This is a genomic window from Streptomyces palmae (genome assembly GCF_004684805.1).
In the GTDB taxonomy this organism is placed as follows: Bacteria; Actinomycetota; Actinomycetes; order Streptomycetales; family Streptomycetaceae; genus Streptomyces; species Streptomyces palmae.
In genome coordinates this window covers 1-20,641 of the sequence record NZ_SRID01000087.1, presented here as the reverse complement: position 1 = coordinate 20,641, position 20,641 = coordinate 1, and the positions used below count along the sequence as shown (strand labels likewise).

General features: G+C 69.8%; 16 protein-coding genes. 7 read left to right on the top strand and 9 right to left on the bottom strand.

The features are described from left to right. The first annotated feature begins 357 nt into the window (after window positions 1–357). From E4099_RS12265 to E4099_RS12250, 4 genes are all read left to right on the top strand, one after another. Complete coding sequence (locus tag E4099_RS12265) at window positions 358–543, top strand: hypothetical protein (protein ID WP_135339045.1); 186 nt, start codon at window positions 358–360, stop codon at window positions 541–543. Window positions 544–848: 305 nt separating this feature from the next. Next, window positions 849–1,244: a BlaI/MecI/CopY family transcriptional regulator gene (locus E4099_RS12260; protein ID WP_135339044.1), complete on the top strand. Its 396-nt coding sequence runs from the start codon at window positions 849–851 to the stop codon at window positions 1,242–1,244. Window positions 1,245–1,266: 22 nt separating this feature from the next. Beyond that, a complete protein-coding gene (locus tag E4099_RS12255) occupies window positions 1,267–1,785 on the top strand; it encodes an amino-acid N-acetyltransferase (RefSeq protein ID WP_135339043.1) in 519 nt (172 codons plus the stop codon). Between the two features lie 207 nt (window positions 1,786–1,992). Beyond that, window positions 1,993–2,328: a histone-like nucleoid-structuring protein Lsr2 gene (locus E4099_RS12250; RefSeq protein WP_135339042.1), complete on the top strand. Its 336-nt coding sequence runs from the start codon at window positions 1,993–1,995 to the stop codon at window positions 2,326–2,328. Here the strand turns inward: E4099_RS12250 and E4099_RS12245 are convergent. Beyond that, window positions 2,259–2,942, bottom strand: coding sequence for an SCO3374 family protein (locus tag E4099_RS12245; protein WP_135339041.1), 684 nt, complete (start codon window positions 2,940–2,942; stop codon window positions 2,259–2,261). The genes E4099_RS12250 and E4099_RS12245 overlap by 70 nt on opposite strands. 454 nt (window positions 2,943–3,396) lie before the next feature. On the opposite strand from E4099_RS12245, the gene E4099_RS12235 reads away from it, so the two are divergent. Beyond that, a complete protein-coding gene (locus E4099_RS12235) occupies window positions 3,397–5,919 on the top strand; it encodes an ATP-dependent Clp protease ATP-binding subunit (RefSeq protein WP_135339040.1) in 2,523 nt (840 codons plus the stop codon). A 154-nt stretch (window positions 5,920–6,073) separates the two neighbouring features. Here the strand turns inward: E4099_RS12235 and E4099_RS12230 are convergent, their stop codons facing one another. The 6 genes from E4099_RS12230 to E4099_RS12205 form a co-directional block, all read right to left on the bottom strand. Then, window positions 6,074–7,360, bottom strand: a complete 1,287-nt coding sequence (locus tag E4099_RS12230) for a hypothetical protein (protein ID WP_135339039.1) — start codon at window positions 7,358–7,360, stop codon at window positions 6,074–6,076. A gap of 61 nt (window positions 7,361–7,421) precedes the next feature. Beyond that, window positions 7,422–10,130 (bottom strand): NACHT domain-containing protein, encoded by a 2,709-nt coding sequence (locus tag E4099_RS12225; RefSeq protein WP_135339038.1) that lies wholly within the window; start codon window positions 10,128–10,130, stop codon window positions 7,422–7,424. Next, a complete protein-coding gene (locus tag E4099_RS12220) occupies window positions 10,127–10,483 on the bottom strand; it encodes a trypco2 family protein (protein WP_135339037.1) in 357 nt (118 codons plus the stop codon). Before E4099_RS12220 ends, E4099_RS12225 begins: the two co-directional genes overlap by 4 nt. A gap of 28 nt (window positions 10,484–10,511) precedes the next feature. Further along, a complete protein-coding gene (locus E4099_RS12215) occupies window positions 10,512–13,526 on the bottom strand; it encodes an NACHT domain-containing protein (RefSeq protein ID WP_135339036.1) in 3,015 nt (1,004 codons plus the stop codon). Window positions 13,527–13,555: 29 nt separating this feature from the next. Further along, the gene (locus E4099_RS12210) at window positions 13,556–13,750 is read right to left on the bottom strand and encodes a DUF397 domain-containing protein (protein WP_135339035.1); all 195 of its coding nucleotides are present in this window, start codon (window positions 13,748–13,750) and stop codon (window positions 13,556–13,558) included. 11 nt (window positions 13,751–13,761) lie between these two features. Further along, entirely contained in the window at window positions 13,762–14,649 is an 888-nt protein-coding gene (locus E4099_RS12205; RefSeq protein ID WP_135339034.1) for a helix-turn-helix domain-containing protein, read from the bottom strand. Window positions 14,650–14,835: 186 nt separating this feature from the next. Between E4099_RS12205 and E4099_RS12200 the strand changes: the two genes are divergently transcribed. After that, window positions 14,836–15,330, top strand: coding sequence for an ATP-binding protein (locus E4099_RS12200; RefSeq protein WP_135339033.1), 495 nt, complete (start codon window positions 14,836–14,838; stop codon window positions 15,328–15,330). Between the two features lie 395 nt (window positions 15,331–15,725). Here the strand turns inward: E4099_RS12200 and E4099_RS12195 are convergent, their stop codons facing one another. Together E4099_RS12195 and E4099_RS12190 are read right to left on the bottom strand one after the other, a co-directional pair. Continuing rightward, the gene (locus E4099_RS12195) at window positions 15,726–18,299 is read right to left on the bottom strand and encodes an FtsX-like permease family protein (RefSeq protein WP_135339032.1); all 2,574 of its coding nucleotides are present in this window, start codon (window positions 18,297–18,299) and stop codon (window positions 15,726–15,728) included. A gap of 96 nt (window positions 18,300–18,395) precedes the next feature. After that, complete coding sequence (locus E4099_RS12190) at window positions 18,396–19,295, bottom strand: LysR family transcriptional regulator (RefSeq protein WP_135339031.1); 900 nt, start codon at window positions 19,293–19,295, stop codon at window positions 18,396–18,398. A 163-nt stretch (window positions 19,296–19,458) separates the two neighbouring features. On the opposite strand from E4099_RS12190, the gene E4099_RS12185 reads away from it, so the two are divergent. After that, window positions 19,459–20,208 carry a GNAT family N-acetyltransferase gene (locus E4099_RS12185; RefSeq protein ID WP_135339030.1) on the top strand — a complete coding sequence of 250 codons (750 nt, stop codon included), beginning with the start codon at window positions 19,459–19,461 and terminating at the stop codon, window positions 20,206–20,208. The last annotated feature ends 433 nt before the right edge of the window (window positions 20,209–20,641 follow it).

Sequence of the window (20,641 nt, the reverse complement as noted above, 5' to 3'; positions counted from 1 at the left end):
TGGGTATAAGAGACAGGCCCGGGGGTCTGCCTCGGGGATCCGATGGGGCCTCGGGGGCCTGTCCCACCGAGGGGCATGGGGGTCTGCCTCCGAGACCCGGCGGGCCCGGGATCTGCCTCCTGGGCACCGGTGGGCCCGGGCGCCTGTTCCCCCGAAGGGCCTGAGGGCCTGCCCTCCGAGATCCAGTGGGCCGGGGCCCCCGGGGGCCGCCTCCGAAACCCGAGGGCCCTGAAATCCCACCTCACCGTCCCCCGATCCCGCCCATCGCCTCCAACCGCGTCTTTCGGGGCACCCGGAATCCGGGCCGTTCGGGCGCCCCGTAGTCTGGAGGCCTCACGCAGAAGGAGGCCGAGGGCCATGGATTACGTCTCCGCGCTGATCCCGCCGGTGGTGATGGCGATTGCCTTCATCGTGCTGATCAGGACGATCGTGAAGAGCCAGGGTGGCGCGAACAAGGCCAAGGAGGACGCCACGGTGAATGCCGCGATCGCCCGTGCCGAGGCCACGGGGCCTGCCCCGGCCGCCGGAGCCGACCGCTCCTGAGCATTCCTGGTTGGCCCTGACCGGCTGCTTACCGGTGTTGTCCGGTTCCCGTTCATCAGGGCCACCGGATTTACTCGGCCGCTCCACTCACCTCCACACGCACTCACCCACCCCGTTCCCGAGCCGCCGCGACTCGGGAACGTCGTCATGCCCGCCCGCGCTCATGCATGCGACTGTGACCGGTGGGTCCGGGGGCTCGTAAGGTGCCTCACCCGCGCGGGTAAACGACCCCACATCCCTAAGCGCGCCGTACTGCCGTCACTAATTAACGGGCATTTGCGACATCTGCCACTATTATTCTCTGTGTGCCTCGGCCATTGGGAGACCTCGAAGACGCGGTCATGACGCGGGTGTGGAAGTGGAACCGCCCGGTCACGGTCCGAGAAGTGCTGGAAGATCTTCAACAGGAGCGCTCCATCGCCTACACGACCGTGATGACGGTAATGGACAACCTTCATCAGAAGGGCTGGCTCCGCCGGGAAGCAGAAGGCCGTGCCTATCGATATGAGGCGGTCTCCACTCGCGCCGCCTACTCAGCCGCACTGATGAACGAAGCGTGGTCCGCCAGTGACAACCCGGCAGCGGCACTCGTAGCCTTCTTCGGGATGATGTCGGAGCAGCAGCGCGAGGCACTCCGTGATGCCATGCGCGTCGTACAACTCGGTGAGCCCGGGGAGAGCCCCGGCGAACAGCGCGGATGAGTCGGGGCGATACGGTCCGGCTATGTCCGCTCTATCAAAAGCAGTCACCGTACGCCGGGCCAGGACCAGTGATGTGTCCGCGGTGCGCCGTCTGATCGATGGCTACGTAGCCCAAGGCATCCTGCTCGACAAAGCGACCGTGACCCTTTACGAGGACATCCAGGAGTTCTGGGTCGCCGAGCAGGACACCGACGGCGAGGTCATTGCCTGCGGGGCGCTCCATGTGATGTGGGAGGACCTGGCGGAGGTGCGCACCCTCGCGGTCGACCGCTCGGCCCGCGGCACCGGGGTCGGGCACATGGTCCTGGACAAGCTCTTGCGTACCGCACGCTGGCTCGGCGTGCGACGTATTTTCTGCCTGACCTTCGAAGTCGAGTTCTTCACCAAGCACGGCTTCGTGGAGATCGGTGAGACGCCGGTGGACGGCGATGTCTACAGCGAGCTGCTGCGTTCCTATGACGAGGGTGTCGCCGAGTTCCTCGGACTCGAACGAGTGAAGCCGAACACCCTTGGCAACAGCCGGATGCTTCTGCATCTGTGATCGCGCAACTGTGATCGCGTCCTATGTCCGAATCGCTCCTATCTCCGCCTCCCGGAACAGAGGCTTCCCGGTCCAGGCTTCGGACGAACCTTCCCCGGGGGGTTTGTGTTTTTCCGGCAAAAGCGGTTTGCTAATGCCCCGTACTGTATTTACTGAGGGGTGCCGTGGAGAGCAGGTGCCCCCCGGTTTTCCGTGAAAGGAATCCCCGTGGCACAGAAGGTTCAGGTCCTTCTTGTCGACGACCTCGACGGTGGCGAGGCGGACGAGACGGTGACGTTCGCACTGGACGGCAAGACCTACGAGATCGACCTCAACACGGCGAACGCCGACAAGCTGCGTGCGGCGCTGGAGCCCTTCACCAAGAGTGGTCGGCGCACCGGTGGCCGGGCGGCCGCCGGTCGTGGCCGTGCGCGGGCGGGTGCCGGCAGCAGCCAGGACACCGCGAAGATCCGCGCCTGGGCGAAGGAGAACGGCTACGAGGTCAACGACCGCGGCCGGGTCCCCGCCACCGTGCGTGAGGCGTACGAGAAGGCCAACGGCTGAGCGCGCTGGACAGCCAGCAGTCGGGCACGGTGGCACTCCGTCGCCGCCGCACCCACCAGCCGTGCGAGATCGGGGGCACACCCATCGCCCCCGAAGCCTGTCGCCGGCAGCGTCGGCTCCAGTCGGCGCCCCGGCTCGGGAGGCCGCAGCCATACGGGTGCGGCGGCCTCCTGCGGCGATGACCCCGCCGGGCGGCCCCTGTCGGGCCCTGGGCGGGCCTGGAGGGCCTCCTTCGCGGTGATCCCGGGCGTCCGGGCCGCCGCGGCGGCTGCGGCCTCCACGAGGTGCGGTGCCGCTGACGCGGGAGGGACCGGCGCGGTCATCAGGCCGCCCGCCCCGAGCGCGGTCAGCTCCAGGGGCACACCGCCCCACTCCAGCCAGTCGAGCAGCCCAGGCAGCTCCTCCGCGCCGCCCGCGGCCACCAGCAGCTGCATCCGGCGGCCCGCGACGGCCACCGGCCCGGTGCCCGGCATCCGCCGCAGCAGGGCGCGGCCCGCGTCAGCCGGCAGCTCCAGGACGTCGAAGCGGACTCCGGTCGGCAGTTCCACCGGTGCGGTGCCGGACACCGGCCAGCCCAGCTCCTGCTCGTACCACTGGCGGATGGCGTCAGTCATGCCCGGAGCAACCCTCCGACCAACGGACTGGTTACGCCGAGTGGGCGGCCGGACGCGTAGGGTGGGCCAAGGGGGTGGCGCAAGGCGCACGGGGGAGGCGCAAGGGTGTTCGCCCGTAGCGGATGGCACCGTGCCGCGCCGCATGGACTGTCACCCCTTGCGGGTAAGACAGTCCTAGTGGGAGGGGGCGACCCCGTATGTCGGGTAGCCGGCGTTCGCCATCGGCGTACCGGTGGCAGGCGTATATGCCTGGCCTGCGGGAACATCGTCTCGCACCATCGAGTTGGAGCAGGTGTCGGCTGTTCGAGGTAGGAGATTCCCGTGAAAGCGGGGGTGAGCCGAGGACGGGCGTCGGCAGTTGGAATGAGCTGTCCCGTGTTGCGGGACTAGCATGCGGAAGGACAGGGAGGGGATCGTCCCCGATCTTTCTGACCGCTCTGAGGAGCGATTAACGATGTTCGAGAGGTTCACCGACCGCGCGCGGCGGGTTGTCGTCCTGGCTCAGGAAGAAGCCCGGATGCTCAACCACAACTACATCGGCACCGAGCACATCCTCCTGGGCCTGATCCACGAGGGTGAGGGTGTCGCCGCTAAGGCCCTGGAGAGCCTCGGGATTTCGCTCGAGGCGGTCCGCCAGCAGGTGGAGGAGATCATCGGCCAGGGCCAGCAGGCCCCGTCCGGGCACATCCCCTTCACTCCCCGTGCCAAGAAGGTCCTGGAGCTGTCGCTCCGCGAGGCCCTTCAGCTCGGCCACAACTACATCGGCACCGAGCACATCCTGCTCGGCCTGATCCGCGAGGGCGAGGGCGTCGCCGCCCAGGTCCTGGTGAAGCTGGGCGCCGATCTGAACCGGGTGCGGCAGCAGGTCATCCAGCTGCTCTCCGGTTACCAGGGCAAGGAGGCCGCCACCGCCGGCGGCCCGGCCGAGGGCACCCCCTCGACCTCCCTGGTCCTCGACCAGTTCGGCCGCAACCTCACCCAGGCCGCCCGCGAATCCAAGCTCGACCCGGTCATCGGGCGCGAGAAGGAGATCGAGCGGGTCATGCAGGTGCTGTCCCGCCGTACCAAGAACAACCCGGTCCTCATCGGCGAGCCCGGCGTCGGCAAGACGGCGGTCGTCGAGGGCCTGGCCCAGGCCATCGTCAAGGGCGAGGTGCCCGAGACCCTCAAGGACAAGCACCTCTACACCCTCGACCTCGGTGCCCTGGTCGCCGGCTCCCGCTACCGCGGTGACTTCGAGGAGCGCCTGAAGAAGGTGCTCAAGGAGATCCGCACCCGCGGCGACATCATCCTGTTCATCGACGAGCTCCACACCCTGGTGGGTGCGGGTGCCGCCGAGGGCGCGATCGACGCCGCCAGCATCCTCAAGCCGATGCTGGCCCGCGGTGAGCTCCAGACCATCGGCGCCACCACGCTGGACGAGTACCGCAAGCACCTGGAGAAGGACGCGGCCCTGGAGCGCCGCTTCCAGCCCATCCAGGTCGCGGAGCCGTCGCTGCCGCACACCATCGAGATCCTCAAGGGCCTGCGCGACCGGTACGAGGCGCACCACCGCGTCTCCATCACCGACGAGGCCCTGGTCCAGGCCGCCACCCTGGCCGACCGCTACATCTCCGACCGCTTCCTGCCGGACAAGGCGATCGACCTGATCGACGAGGCCGGCTCCCGGATGCGCATCCGCCGGATGACCGCGCCGCCGGACCTCCGCGAGTTCGACGAGAAGATCGCCGACGTGCGCCGCGAGAAGGAGTCCGCGATCGACTCGCAGGACTTCGAGATGGCCGCCGGGCTGCGCGACAAGGAGAAGCAGCTGCTGGCCGCCAAGGCCAAGCGGGAGAAGGAGTGGAAGGCCGGCGACATGGACGTCGTGGCCGAGGTCGACGGCGAGCTGATCGCCGAGGTCCTGGCCACCGCCACCGGCATCCCGGTCTTCAAGCTCACCGAGGAGGAGTCCTCCCGGCTGCTGCGGATGGAAGACGAGCTGCACAAGCGCGTCATCGGCCAGAAGGACGCCATCAAGGCGCTCTCCCAGGCCATCCGCCGCACCCGCGCGGGCCTCAAGGACCCCAAGCGCCCCGGTGGCTCGTTCATCTTCGCCGGCCCGTCCGGTGTCGGTAAGACCGAGCTGAGCAAGACCCTCGCCGAGTTCCTCTTCGGCGACGAGGACGCGCTCATCTCCCTCGACATGTCGGAGTTCAGCGAGAAGCACACCGTCTCGCGGCTCTTCGGCTCCCCGCCCGGATACGTGGGCTACGAAGAGGGCGGCCAGCTCACCGAGAAGGTGCGCCGCAAGCCGTTCTCCGTGGTCCTCTTCGACGAGGTCGAGAAGGCCCACCCGGACATCTTCAACTCGCTGCTGCAGATCCTGGAGGACGGTCGCCTGACCGACTCCCAGGGCCGGGTCGTGGACTTCAAGAACACGGTCATCATCATGACCACCAACCTCGGCACCCGGGACATCTCCAAGGGCTTCAACCTGGGCTTCGCGGCCCAGGGCGATGTGAAGACCGGCTACGAGCGGATGAAGGCGAAGGTCAACGAAGAGCTCAAGCAGCACTTCCGGCCCGAGTTCCTCAACCGTGTCGACGACACCGTGGTCTTCCACCAGCTGTCGCAGGAAGACATCATCCAGATCGTCGACCTGATGATCGCCAAGGTGGACGAGCGGCTCAAGGACCGCGACATGGGCATCGAGCTCTCCGGCGAGGCGAAGAACCTCCTCGCCAAGAAGGGCTACGACCCGGTCCTGGGCGCCCGTCCGCTGCGCCGCACCATCCAGCGCGAGATCGAGGACCACCTCTCCGAGAAGATCCTCTTCGGCGAGCTGCGTCCCGGCCACATCGTGGTGGTGGACACCGAGGGCGAGGGTGAGGAGAAGAAGTTCACCTTCCGCGGCGAGGAGAAGTCCCAGCTGCCGGACACCCCGCCGGTCGAGTCCGCCGCCGGCGGTGGGCCGAACCTGAGCAAGGAGGCGTAAGCCTCAGCGGTCGGCGCCGAGCCCTCCGCGCACGCACTGTGGCCGCCCCGGTCCGTTCCCCTGAGAGGGGGATGGGCCGGGGCGGTTGTGCGTGGCCCGGGGGGTACCGCTCAGCTGCCCCCTTACGCACCGGCGTCGGCCTCTGGGGTCGATATCAGCCCAGCAGCGGGACGGCCTCCAGGAAGTCCTTGTGGGCGGCCCCGTACTGCCGGGTGGCGACCAGGAACATGGCACGGTCGGCCAGGGCGCCGCCCAGCGCCTCCCGGCCTCGGTCCGCCCCCTCCAGGTCGGCCAGTCGGCGGGCCAGCGCCACGCCCTGGTCGAAGACCGGGCCCAGCGGCTCCTGGACGAGGTACGCGCGGTGCTGCCAGCAGAGCGCCGAGCGGATGGTCAGCCTGCGGTGGACGGCGACCGCCTCCGCGAGGTGCCCGTGCGGGTCCGTCCTGGCCGCCTCCGCCCGCGCGGCGGCCTCCTCCTCAAGGGCTGGCAGGCCGTCGTAGTACGCCTGCTTGACGTCGGGCGACCACTGGATGAGGTCCGACCCGAACGGCGGCGCCGGTGCGCTCGGAGACGCCGCGGGCTCCGCCGACCGGCCCGAGAGGGCGAAAAGAGTGGTCCAGGACGCATGGAAGTAGCTCCAGGACTTGCGCTCTCCGGTCTCCGCCAGCTCGGCAAGCAGGGCGAGCGCCTCCTGGTGGGCCCTACCGGCCTCGGCACGACGTCCGGCCGCGTCCAGCATCCGCGCGTGGTGGACCAGTTGCCAGACGAGCATGACCAACGGGTACTCATCGACGTCAAGTGCCGCACGGCCGGCTTCGATGATCTGCGCGAAGGCGGCCAGGGCCGCGTCCTGGTGGCCGGCGGCGTCCAGCTCAGCCGCCCATTCGACCTTGCTCCAAGGGGTCCAGGGGGAGACCTGCGTCGGATTTCCCGGGCCTTCGGCCTGGACGCACTTCCCGTAGATGTCAGCGGCCTCCTGGTGGCACCCCTCCTCGGCCAGTACCGCGGCCAGTCGCCCGTGCCCGTACATGGGGCTCGACACCTGCCCCCGCTCGAACCCCCACTGCCCGACTTCGGCCATCTCCTCGCAGATGGCGAAGCCCTCCGCCCGCCGACGGGCGGCATACAACTGGTGCTGGTAGGCGTCCAGGGCTCGGACGAGCAGCTCCGCCCTCCTCGGATGCCCCGCGTCGATCCGCCGGGCGGTGGCCGCCGCCTCGGCCTGCAGAGCCAGTTGCTGCTCCGGTCGGTCCTCCAGCTCTCGTGAGCGCCCATACGAGACCAGCGCCTCGGCGAGCTTCGGGAGATACGCCAGCGGGCTCACCTTCGCGAGCACCCGGTAGGCCTCCACCTCCTCCCGAGGGCTCAGCCAGCCGGATCCCAGCAATAACGTGCGTGCTCTCAGCACATCGTCCTGGTCGACCTTCTCGGGCTCATTCATGACGGCGATTCTGGGAGCGGGGGAATGCCCCGGACAAGGCTGTGGAGCTGTGCCATCGGTCCTACGAAAACGGGTGCTGAGCTGTCATGCTGGGGGTGGATTCACTTTGGGGACGTGGGGGTGGGACGAGCTGCTTCCCGTTTACGAACACCTTGAGGTCCGGCAGGCCGACCAAGGGGGTGAGGTCTGGGGGCTGCAAAGTCCCCTCGGGGTGGGGGCTGAGGTGGAGTTCGGCGAGTGAGGGGAACACCCTCGGCAGTTCGGCGATACCAGTGATCTCCGGGGGTTGGCACCACACGGTGAGGTCAGTGATATGTGGCAGGCTCTGCGACACCGACGCGAACTCGGAGCAGGATACGAGGCTCATGCCGAGACGCTGGATATGGGACGCCCTGGCCAGGCTGCTCAGCATGTCGATGTCCCGTAGCGGAGCGCCAAGCCACAGTGAATACGTGGCGGTCAGCCGTTTCGAGAAATCGAGGCTGGTGAGGTCCGCGCTCTCGAAGAGAAACAGATGGCTGACGGTAAGCCCGGCAACATGCTCTTCCAGGGCTTCACTGGTGTACGAGCCCACGATCGACAGCGTGTGCATCGGCCCGAAAGACGCCAGCAGTTCCAGCTGACGAGGACGGGTGACCACCACATCGAGATCGTCCAGCGGTAGCTTGGCCAGTACCTCTTCCGCGTACTCCCGTGCCGGGATGTTCAACCAGCTGCTGGCGAGAGCCTGCCGCGTTCGTTTCCCAGGGTGACCGAGCAGGCGTTTGGCGTACAGCATGGCCTCGCGTCCGCCCACCAGACCGATCAGGTTGGCGACCCATTCACCCTCATCGTCATTTTGCGGGTCCGGGTCGGGAAGATGGGACAGGAGGGCAGGTCCCAGTGACGCCAGGCGCCGCCGGCTGTCCTCGGACCTGGGTGGCAGCATGGCCCGGACACGATCGTTTACCGTCTGCTGGATCTCGCTGGAGAGCCGCACCGTGTCCCGGGCGCAGCGTGCGGCCAGCGTGTGTAGCCGCTCGCGGTCCTCGGCCTTGGGCGGCAGTGCGTCGCTCTGCCTGATCAGCCCTTCTATCAGCTCGATCAGCTCGGGCGGGCGGCAGTGGCCGACGGACATCAGGATCACGTCCTGCCAGGTCTCGTCGTGCGCCTGCCGCAGCAGTTCCCGAAGTCCCCCGTTCTCGACCAGCGCCTTGGCCGCCAGATAGTCCTGGAAGGTGCGATGGATGAACTGGACCATCCCGTCGTGCCGTTCCTGGAGCACCCCGCTGCGGTTGAGGAGATGGGTCAGGACCTTGTCGGGAGTGCCCTGGTCGCAGACCCGGGGCAGCATGCGCATGGCCAGTTGGAGCTGCTGGGTGGCCTCTTCGCGGGTGAGCTGGTTCTGTCCGCAGCGCACCAGCCAGACCGCCAGGGTCTGGAGCAGCTCAAGATGCTCGGTCAGGCCGATCTGGACCCCCTCCGGGGCCCCGATGCGGCGGTTGCTGTCCCGGCCGCCGAGAAGCATGGCGAGGGTGGCCTTGTAGAGCTCCCAACGGGTTTCCGGGAGCAGTCCGCCCCGGCTGCGGTGGAGGGCGCAGATCACCGCGCACAGCAGGGGAGTACGGGCGAGGGTGCTCAGTTCCGCGTTGCGGTCGAACTGCCGGTGCAGGTCCTCCTCCAGCTCGTCCAGCTCCGTCTGCTCCTCCTCGGCCAGGTACTCGTCGCCGTACCCCGCGCACTCCTGCCGTGCCGCGTCATGCCAGGAGGTCACGAACCTGTCGATGTCCTCGTCGCTCATGGGCAGCAGGGTCAGCTCGCGGAACCTCTCGGAGCGCAGCCAGTCGCCGTCCACCGCGCCGGGTCGCACTGTGACCAGGCAGCGGATGTCCGGGTACAGCTCCAGCAGTTCGGCGAGCCAGGTGCGGGCGTCCTCGCGGCGGGCGGGGGGTACTTCGTCCAGGCCGTCCACCAGCAGATAGACCCGGCCGGAGCGGAGCAGTCGGTGTGCCCAGCCGTCGGGGGCGGTACCCGTCTGGAGCTTGGCCAGCTTCGGCAGCTGTTCGGCGTCGGGGAACTCCCAGGCGGGCGCGAGGTTGCGGAGGGGGACGAACAGGGGGACCAGGTCGTGGAGATGGGAGAGTTCGGCCGGGAGGGTGCCGTCGGTCAGATGCGCGGCCAGCCAGGACAGCAGGGTGGTCTTGCCGGCCCCCGCCTCCCCGCGCAGCAGGGTGCGAAGGCGGTTGGCCAGCAGCTCCTCGATGCGGCCGGTGGGAGCGGCGCCGGGAGCATGATCTGGGTCGGGGCGATCCCGGGAGCGGGACGCGCCTTGCGCCTCCAGGCTCAGATAGGCCGTGTCCAGGTCCCAGGTGCGCTCGCGGGTGGTGAGTGCGTCGAGGCCGAAGATCCTGGTCTTGCGGTGCTTGGCCCGTACCGCCTGGCCGTAGCGCTGGATGCCGGGAAAGCCGACGATCTCGCAGTCGGGGACGGGTGCGGAGGTGGTGATCTCGCCCAGCCGGATCCGCCAGCGCATCGGGCCGTCGATCCAGTTGCGGTGTCGGGTCAGCCGGTTGACGGTCAGCAGAGCCAGGTCGAGGGTGGAGTCCGACCAGGTGACGTCGCAGCCCACCGGTCCGCCGAAGAAGGGGTGGGCCAGCGAGACGTCCAGGGGGTCGGCCAGTACGTGGGCGCAGGTCAGGGCGGTGACGGGGTTGATCATCACCCCGCTGCCCTGGCGGTTGCCGGACTGCACCACCACCGCGCGCTCGGCCGCCCGGGGCCGGCCGGTCACGGGGTGCCGGGCTGAGGGCCGAAGTGGTCGGTGGTGCCGGTGCTGCGGTTGCCGACCTTCCAGGGGGCGCCGGTGCGGGCGTCGCGCGCCTTCAGGGTGAAGCTGATCTTGTGGGTGCGGGTCTGGCCGCGGGTGTGGTCCGCCCCGGCGTCCAGCACCCAGGCCTTGACCCTGCCGGTGCCCTTGGTCTCCCGGCGCAGCTCGACCGTGAACTCCATGCCGATGTCGCCAAGCTCGAAGACCACGTCCTGGCCTGCGGCGCGTACGGCGGCCATGACGAGTTCGTCCCGTACGGCCTGTACGGCGTCGGCCAGTTCGATGTCCATGGCGTCCTCGGATGCGCTGCTCACCATCGCCCCCTTGGTGTGATGTCCCCTCAGGTTACGGGGAGTTGGCGGGCCAGGTGGGCAGTCCGGTGAGGCGTTGCGGGTGTTCGCGGGTGGTGATGGTGACGCTGGGGAGGAGTTCGGCGCCGGATATCTGGCGGGCCCGTTCCAGACACAGGGACTCCAGGCCGTTCAGGCGCGCCAGCGGGGCCAGGTCGAGGGGGCGGGGCCAGGTGTCGCGGAAGGTGATCCGGGCATGCCGCAGGCCGGGGAAGGAGTCGGCGACCGCCGCCACGTCAAGGGACGCGTGGTGGATGTCCAGCTCCAGCCGGCTGACCTCGGGCAGGTGGACCTGGGGGATTCCGGGGCCGAGGAGAGCGAGACGGAGCTGTCGCAGGGTGGTCAGCTTCTCCAGTCCCAAGGGCGGGTCGTAGGGGGCGGGCGGCGACCAGTCCAGGGAGTGCAGGCCCAGTGGAGCCAGCGGCGCCAGGTCGGTGATCCGGAGGCAGCGGGTGAGGGCGAGTGCGGTCAGGCCGCGTAGGTGATCCAGGTGGGTGAGGTCGTCGATCACCGCGTTGCAGTCGAGCCGCAGGTGGGTGAGCTGCTCGGGCGGCAGGCTCCGTATGTCGGCAGCCAGGAACTCGCCCCCGCGCAGCATCAGCATCCGGCGCCCTGACCGGAGAAGCAGGTGCAGTTCCTCGGTGGAGTCGGCGGTGAAGTAGAGGTCGTCGGGGGAGAGGCGGGAGATCACCTCGGTGTAGTAGCGGTGGGTGTCGAAGTCCGACCAGCAGTGGGAGAGCTGGGTGCGTACCGGCAGCGCGGGGTGGTCGGCGAACTCGCGGAGGTAGGGGATGGCCGCTTCGGTGCCGACCCGGGTGGCGGTGACGGTGCAGTACTCGGAGACCTCGTGGTCGTCCCACACCTGTCGCGGTGGCGGTAGCAGTTCCAGGGCCAGGGGACCCACGGTCTGGGCGACCAGCCGGGCCAGCCGCAGGGAATCGGGCGGGATGAAGTGGGCGGCGTACCGCTGGACCCGCTCGCGGACCGCCGGGTCCAGGTCCGGGGCGTGCTCCAGGCAGGCGGCGGCCAGCAGGGCGCACCGGACGTTGATGTCGGTGTCGGGGTCGTCGTCGCAGCGCTTCAGCAACTGGTGGAGGAGGTTCGCCCGCTCCCGGGGCCGGGCGTGGGCGACCGCCATGCGGATCACGTCCTCCCACTGGCTGTCCGTGGCGTGGTTCACCAGCAGACCGAAGTCGCCGTCCTCCACCGCGGCCTTGGCGCCCAGGTAGTCCTGGAAGGTGCGGTGGACGAAGTCGACGGTGCCGGGGGTCGGCTCGCGGAGCAGGCCGCTGCGGAGCAGCAGGTGGTCCAGCACGTGTCCCGCGCCACCGAGGGCCTGGACGGCGGGCAGGGCGGGCAGGAGTGGGGTGAGCACCCGCTCGGCCTGGTGGCGGTCCATTTCGGCCTGACCGTTGCGGATCAGCCAGTAGGCCAGCCGCTGGAGCAGTTGGATCTGCGGTTCCTCGTCCAGCTGCGGGTCCCCGGGCGCGTAGATGCGCCGCTCGGTGTCGCGCCGGGTGAGCAGCATGGACAGCGCCGCGTCGTAGAGCGCCTTGCGGCCGGGCGGCAGATATCCGCGCCGGGCACGGTGCAGGGCGCACAGCAGCCCGCACATCAGCGGGGTGGTGGCCAGTCGGCCCAGGTCCGGCTTGGTGGTGACGGCGGTGCGCAGGGCGGCCTGGTACGTGTCGAGGGTGGCCCGTGTCTCCTCGCCACGGCAGGTGGCCCGCGCCGCGTCGTGCCAGCGGTCGATGAAGGCGGCCACGTCGTCCCGGCTCATCGGGGCCAGCGCGAACTCGGTGAAGCCCTGTGCGGCCAGCCAGTCGTCGGCCACGGCGGAGGGCCGCGAGGTGACCAGCCAGAGGTTCCGCGGGTAGGCGATCAGCAGGTCGTCCAGCCAGGCACGGGTACGTTCCCGGTCGGCCGCGGGGATCTCGTCCATGCCGTCGATCAGCAGGACGCCCCGCCCGGCGGACAGCACCCGGTCCGCCCAGCCGGTCGGCTGTGCCCCGTGCAGCGGGTTGTGGACGGCGGCCAGCAGCCGGTCCGGGGTGGGCAGCGCGTCCTGCCGGGCGATGGTACGCAGCGGCAGGACGAACGGCACCCGGCCGATCAGCTGCTCCATCCCGGTCAGTGGCTGCTGCCGCGCGGTGGACACCGCCAGCCACTGCACCAGGGTCGTCTTGCCGGAACCCGCGACACCGCGCAGCAGCACTCGGTGGTGGCCGGCAAGCGCCCGTTCGGCCGGCTCGGCGGCCCCGGCGCCCGAGCCGATGCCGTCCTCCTCCCGCGGGATGGCGGCCAGCGTCAGGTAGGCCGCGTCCAATGGCCAGCTGGCCTCCGCCTGGCTCACGTCGATGCCGTAGATGGTCAGCGTGCCGTGGCGCTTGGCGATGTACTCGGCGTAACGCCGTTCGAAACCGGCGTCCTCGGCGGACTGCGAGGGCAGCCGCGCGATCAGGAGGTCCAGCTTGGTGACCAGCTCGCCGAGCTGGTTGCTCTGCGCGACAAGGGTGCGGGGTATGAAGGCCGAACGCTGGCTGAAGAAGTGCAGGATGTGCAGGCAGGCGGTGTCCAGCAGGCGCTGGTGGAGGCGGGTGCCGGCCGCGCTGAGATAGAGGTCCGCGCCCTGGTCGATGGCGGCGTCGATCAGCAGCAGGGCGAGTGCGTGGCTCCCCAGCCGCACGGCCTGCACATCGTCCATGTCCAGGTCGCCCAGACAGTGCAGCGTACGGGCCAGGGCGCCCGCCACGGCCTCGTCCTCGTCGGCCGGGCAGGGGCGCTCCCCTGGCCCCGCCGTGTCCACAGCCTGCCGCACCAGCCGCGCCGCGAGCTTGTGCAGATCCTTCTCGGTCAGCGTGCGCTTCTCGCCGGTGAAGGAGAGGAGGGAGGAGATGCGGATGGGCTTGTCGACCAGCCCCGCACCGGGACCCTCCTGCACGAACAGTCGCCGTACGAGCGGTGCGACGACACTGGACGCGAGTCGCGCGCCGATGACTGCGGGATCCATGGCCCCCCGTTTCCCCCGTTGCCGGTCCGTCAGCGGATGTGGTCGAACCTACCGAGCCGGATGGAGTCCAGCAGCACGCGGAGTGCGCGTGGGGTGGTCGTGAGGACGACCTCGGGGTCGTCGCTCTCCCTGAGGTGTATGCCGGTCGTCGAGCTCGCGAGTTCCACGCAGTCGGCGCCTCCGGGCTCGCTGAACGAGGACTTCTGCCAGTTGAGTTCGTGCATCACGCCTTCTCTCAATGCGTGTACAGGATGTGGTGGATGAGTCCCCACGAGTCGCGTTCCTCATGGAGTTCCGGAGACTCGCCCGCTACCACCGGAGGAAGTGCGCTCTTGCATAGCCCCGAGAAGGTGCCTCCGTACTGGGCAACGGAGTCGGTATCTCCAAGCCAGAGATTACCGGAAGGGTGTTCGGCGGAGACCGTCTCAAGTCCGGCAACTCCACTGCTCAAGAGCGCGAACGGTGTACTGAACCAGGCTCGGACGCCCATCTCGAAGGGCAGTACCTGGATGGTGACGCCTGGCCGCTTGGACATCCGGATGAGATGAATGAGTTGGCCGCGCATGACGTGGGCGCCACCTACGCACATCCGCAGTGCGGCCTCGTGGATCACCGCGTGGAAGTTCACCCGAGAGTCCGCGCGGAGTATGTCCTGCCGAGCCAGGCGAAAGCGGACCTGGGATTCCACCAGATCAGGGCTCTCGTCTGGCCGGGCACTACGAAAGATGGCGCGCATATACGACTCGGTCTGGAGTAGACCGGGCACCAGCAGAGTCTGGTAGCTCTGCAGCGTTGTGGAACGAGATTCCAGTTCGGCCAGATCGATGATGTGCTGCGGCAACGTCTTCCGGTACTCCGACCACCACCCCTTGCCGTTGCTCTCGGCCATGCTCACGAGCTCGTCAACGTAGGCAGCATTTTTGCACCCGTAGGCGTGAACCAGCTTGCGGAGTCGGTCGGTGGGGATCGCTGTCCGTCCGGCCTCGATGTGGCTCAGGTGCGGCGTGCCCATGTCGATGAGCCTGCCACCTTCGGCGATCGAAAGCCCCGCTTCCTGCCTCAACTTCTTGAGTTCCGCGCCGAGTCGGCGTTGCCGCTCGGTGATGACGGTTCGCAGCGCCATGTGCTGGCCCCTTCCAGGAGATCTTCTCGACAGTGTGCCGCGTATGCCTGGAGGAGGTCCACCAAGTCCCGGGTTGTGGTTGCAAGTTAGCTGAGCTTCTGTCTACCGTTGGTGTTGCGCCGATCACAGATTGGTGTGGTTGCTGGCGAACGCGCCCACACACCTCCGAACGCCCTGGAGCGCGTCATGGGAGTCCCCGTACCAACCGTTCTCACGTCCGAACCGCCGCCCACCTACACCCTGTTGGCTCCCGCCTGTGAGCGGGCGCCCAAGGTGTGCCGGGAGTTAGTGCGCGGCGTACTCGTCTCCTTCGGGCTTGCCGAGCTGATCGACAAGGCGATCCTCTGCGTCTCCGAACTGGTCACCAATGTGCACCAGCACGCCAAGGGGGACCTGCAACTGACCGTCACGGTGTACGAGACCTGCGTGCGGGTCGCCGTGCGGGACGAGGGGCAGCTCCTTCCCGCCCCTCGCCACGCCAACGCTCGGGACACCGAAGGGCGCGGGCTGTTCCTGGTCACGGCCATGTCCGATGCCTGCGGTCTGGTCAGCGGGACGCTCGCCGGAGGCGATGGCAAGAGCGTCTGGTTCGATCTGGCGATCCCTCCGGGGAGGAGATGGCCGGGCCGCGCCTCCGGGCCGGTGCCCACCTCTCCGGGGGACGGCGGGGGTACCCCGTGAGCGAGGATCACCGCCCCCACCCCGCCGAGCGGGTCGCGTTCGCACTGCGGGAGGAGTTGGCCGAGCTCGGGGTGCGGCTGCCGGAGGTGCGGGTGGAGATGTGCGCCGGGCAGCCGCCGCTCCTCATTCTTGCCCCGATCCCGCTAGGCACCGGCTTCGGCATTCTCCGAGTGCTGGCCGACTACCAGCGCCTGCCGAAGGTGGAGCGCGCCTGGCTTGAGGGGGATGACGGGACAGCCCCGTACCCCGCCACGAGGGCGCACCCGCACCCGGCGGCGGAGGCGCGCCCACCTCGCCGGGGGACGGCGGAGGCGCGCCCACCCCCTGCCCCCTCGCATCCGCACCCGGCGACACATCCACACCCGGCGGCGCAGCCACCCCCACCCCCTGCCCCCTCATACCCGCATGGTCTCGGTGGGGCGCTCCCGCAGGGTGACGCGGGCGGGTATCGCGGTGGCGAGGGTGGCCAGCAGCCCGGCCGTGGCCACCACCGTGAGGTAGAAGCCGGGGGAGAAGGACGGGGACGCCTCGCCCGTCATGCCCACGCTGAACGCGGTGATCGCGGCCAGCGAGATCCCGGTGCCCAGGACCACCGCCGTCAGTGCCACGGTCAGGGCCTCCAGGCGGAGCATCCGCAGCACCTGCCGCCGGGTCGTACCCACCAGGCGGAGCAGGGCGAACTCGCGTCGGCGGTCGGCGGTGGACATGGCCAGGGTGTTGACCGAGGCGATGGTGGTGAAGGCCAGGATGAGGCCCATGGCGACATAGCTGACCTCCGCGTTCTGCTGGTGGGCGGAGCGCTGGTGGTCGGCGAGGGCGCCGGCCTCGCGTATCGCCGTGCCGGGGAAGGCCCGTATGGCGGTGGCGAGTCGCCGCTGGTCCAGCGCCGGCGTCCCGGAGGCCGTGGACTTGCCTGCCACCAGCACCGTGTCGCTCAGCGGGTTGTCGATGTGGGCGGCCACCAGGTCGTGCGGCAGGGTGAGGTCGCCGAAGCCGAGGCCGCGCTGGTAGACCGCGACGACCTTCGCCGTCTTGGGGGTGCCGTCGCCCAGCACCAGCCGCATGCGGCTGCCGGGACGCAGCCCCTCCGCGTCGGCGACCACCTCGCTGACCGCGACGCCGTGGTCGCCGAGGTGGGCCAGCGAGCCGTCCGTGACCTTCAGGTCCATGGTGGCGGCCAGGCCCCGCGGGGTGACGCCCTGGGCGGTGTACTTCGAGAGGTCGGGGGTGCGGACCGTGGTGTGCACCACCTCGGTCACCGCCTCCACCCCCGGTGTCCGCCGCAGCCGGTCGGCCGCCGCGCCGGGCACGCCGGGGCCGCTGGAGCCGATCACCCAGTCGGCCACCACGCCGTCCTGGGTCTGCCGCTCGGCGGCGTCACTCAGGGTGGTCTGGACGAAGACGATGGTGCACGCCATCCCGACCAGCAGGGTCAACGGGGTGATCACGGCGGCCAGCCGCTTGGCGTTGGCGCGAGCGTTGTGCGCGGCCAGGTGCCCGGCGGTCCGGGAGAGCCGGAGCGGGGCGCCCAGCACGGCCAGTGCGGCGCGGGCCACCAGCGGGCCCAGGAGGGCGAGGGCGATCGAGATCAGCAGGACCACCAGGTAGGTGACCGGCATCGAGGCGGGCTCGGTGTGCAGCACGGTGAGGACGAAGAGCAGGGTGACGCCGCCGGCCAGGGCGAGGATGCCGATCGCGGTCCGGGCCCAGGGGAGCCGGCGCTCCTCGGCCGCGGACTCCGCCATGGCCTGGGCCGGGCGGATCCTGGCGGTGCGGCGGGCGGAGAGGCGGGCCGCCGCCCAGGCCGCGAGGAGCGTGGCGGCGACCGCGGCCAGCGGGGGGAAGGGGCTGCGGGCCATGCTCAGGGTCTCGGGAACGGCCCCCAGGTCGATGAACTTCCCATGCAGCCAGGAGCCGAGTGGCAGACCGGCCGCCGCGCCGGACGCCCCGGCGAGCAGCCCCACGCAGAGCGCCTCGCGGCCGATCAGCCCGCGCACCTGGCGGGGAGTGGCCGCCACCGCGCGGAGCAGGGCCAGCTCCCGATGGCGCTGCTGGATGGAGAGCGCGAAGGTGCCGGACACCACCAGCACCGCGACCAGCAGCCCGGTGCCGCCGATGGCGCCGCCCATGCTGATCAGCTGGATCCGGGCCTTGGCGGCGTCCAGGAACTCCACCGGGCCCCGGTCGCCACCGGTGTGCACCCGCTCCTTGGCCGGGGTGGCGTCGAGGGCGGTGCGCACCCGCTCGGCCAGCTCACCGGTGCTCACGCCCGGCTCGGGCAGCACTCCGATCACGGCGGTCTGCCCGGGGTGGCCGGCCAGCCGCCGGGCCTCGCCGGGGGCGAAGAAGATCGCTGCCTGCCGCTTCAGCTCGCCGGAGGGGGTGCCGGCCACACCTGCCACGGTGTAGGTGGCGGGGATGCCGGTGGCCTGGACGGTCACCCGGTCGCCGGGCGCCAGCTCGGACCGGGCGGCCAGCCCGCGGTCGATGACGATCTCGCGGGCGGTGCGCGGGGCGTGGCCGCGGTCCAGGTGGAAGGGGGTGAGCGGGGCGGAGGTCCAGGCGTGGCCCAGGGAGGCGCTGCCGTCCGGGCCCTCCAGGAACCGTCCGTCCGGGCCGAGCAGCGCGGCCGGGAAGGTCAGCTCCGGTATGGCGGCCCGGACGCCGGGGACGCGGTCGATCCGCGCCACGGTGCCGGAGGGCAGCCAGACCCGCTCGCCGAGCGGTTTGGCCTTGTCCTTGGTCTTGCCGTGCTTCTTCTTCAGGTGGTGAACGCTCTGGTCGGCGGAGACCACCACGGGCGCGCCCGTGTACCGCTCGGTGCCGATCTCGCCCCGCAGCCCGGTCTCCAGGAGCGCGCCACAGGCGGTGACCAGGGCGGACGCGCAGAAGAACGCGAGGAAGGCCCCGATGAACCCTGCCTTGCGGGCCCGAAGCGAGCGCAGTGCGTAACCCAGCGTGAACGTCATGCCTACAGAATGCGGCGCACGGGCCGTCGCGCGCGGTCCCGGAAGCCCCCGAATCCCGGGTGGGGGTACCCCTACCCCCTTGTGAGTGAGGTTTTCTCAACGCATACGCAGGAGGTCGAGTACAGCGTCAATCGATGGTCTGGCGCCGAGCGAGGGGTGGGTCATGGCGTAGACAGCCCGGGTGAGCTCCGTGTTGGCAACCGGCCGCAGGATGACATCGAGGCTTGGGCCATGGGCCTGTGCCACGAGCTGCGGCACCAGGGCCACCCCCAGTCCGTGGGCCACCATTCGGAGAACGAGCTGGTAATCGTCGACCGCGTGCGTGATCCGGGGTGGGAAGCCGGCGACCGCGCAGGCACGTTGGACCAGGGCGGCGCTGCCATCCTCTCGTGAGCCGACGATCCAGGACGCGTCGGTCAGGCTGCGCAGGTCCACGGGCCCCTCCCCATCCGACGCGCAGGCGTGGTCGGCTGGAACAGCGAGGAGAACCGGCTCAACGGCCAGCGGATGGACATCGAGTTCGGTCGGGGTCGGGGTGGGCGTGAGGTTGTAGCTGTAGCAGACCGCGACTTCGCAGCGCCGCGTGCGGAGCGCGGAGAGGGCCTCGGGCGGTTCCAGCTCGTGGAGGGAGACCCGCAGGTCCGGATACCGTTCGCGGGCGGCGACCAGGGCAGGGACCACATGCACCGCGGCGAAGGTCGAGAAGCATGCGACATCGATCGGTCCACGCGGGGTACCCCCGGCTCGCAGATCGCGCTCCGCGGTCTCCAACGCCCCGAGCACGATGCGAGCGTGCGCCACCAGACGCAGCCCCTCGTGTGTGAGGCGGACCCGGCGCCCGACCCGCTCCAGCAGCCGCACCCCAGCCTCACGTTCCAGCACCGCGAGTTGCTGGGACACCGCGGAGGAGGTGTAGCCGCAGGCGGCGGCGACCGCCGTCATGGTCCCGCGGTCGGCGAGCTCCCGGAGCAGAAGCAGCCGCACCGGATCCAACATCAAGTACTCCTAACAGGTCTGTGAAGCAATGCGTGGTGGACCTTAGTGATCCTTCCGCGCCATCCTGCCGGTGCCCTTTCGGCGCGGGGACCATGGGGCGGGACGCCTCCGTCCGGCTCACGCCGCTGGGCCATGAACGCCCAGAGCCAGACAGGAGAGCACGTTGATCGACACATGGCTGATCGAGCGATACGCGGCGGAGGCATGGCCGGCCGCCGAGGCCCTGGAGGAGGAAGGCTGGCTGCTACGGCACACCCCTGGCGTGCCACGCCGCCGGTCGAACTCCGCCCTGCCGCTGATGCGGGGAGAAGCCCTGCTGACGGCCCTGCCTCGGATGGAGGACTTCTATGCCACCCGGGGGATGCCGGTGGCCGTCCAGGTGGCTCCGGCGCAAGAGCACACCGCACTGGACGCATTGCTCGCCGAGCGAGGATACCGGCGGGATGCGGCAACCCTGGTGTGCGTCGCACCGACCGCGACCGTGATCACCGGCTCCCGCCCCGAGGTGCCGTTGGAGGTGACGGTCGCAGAGCACCCGACCCGCCAGTGGCTGGACGCCTACACAGCCCTCGACGGCCACGACAACAGCCAGGAGGCCGCAGACCAGGTCCTCGCACGTGTTCCCGGTCCCGCCGCCTACCTCAGCGTCGAACACGGCGACCAGGTGGCCGGCATGGGACTCATCGTGGCCTCACCGGGCTGCGCCGGGGTCTTCTGCATGGCTACCCACCCCGCGCACCGGCGGCAGGGAATCGCCTCCGCGATCTTGCACATCGGTGCCCGTTGGGCCGCGGCACGCGGCGCCGATGAGCTGTACCTGCAAGTCATGGACGAGAACCATGCCGCGCGCCGGCTGTACGACCGCGTCGGATTCCGCGTCTCGCACACCTACCACTACCGGCTCAAGCCCTGAGCCGTCCCTGCCTTCGCGTCCACGGCCCCGGCTTTCGGGCGACGCTCGGTATCCGGGCCCTCGGCGAACGGGCTGCCGCCGAGCTCAAGCAGCGCCGGCGAACCCCGCAGCACATCACCCTCGGCCCCAGCCGGATCGGCGACATCGCCCGCGCCGCCCTCGTCCTCAACGGAATCTGGAAACGATCGCCCTTGGGAAAACGTCCGTGAGCGGTTCGGCGCGCTTTCGAGTGGGTGATGAGGCGCGTGCGGGGAGTGGAGTGCGGGCGGGTGGGACTTTGGTCCCTGAACGCAGTCGCGAAGGTCCCGTGGCAATCGTTTCCGATCTTCCATTCCGGTGACATGCCGCACAGGGCTCGACGATCTACTAGCGGAAATAGGGGAGGGGGCGCGGTGGGTCGTTCGGGTGGCGGGTCCGAGGGTTTCGAGATTTG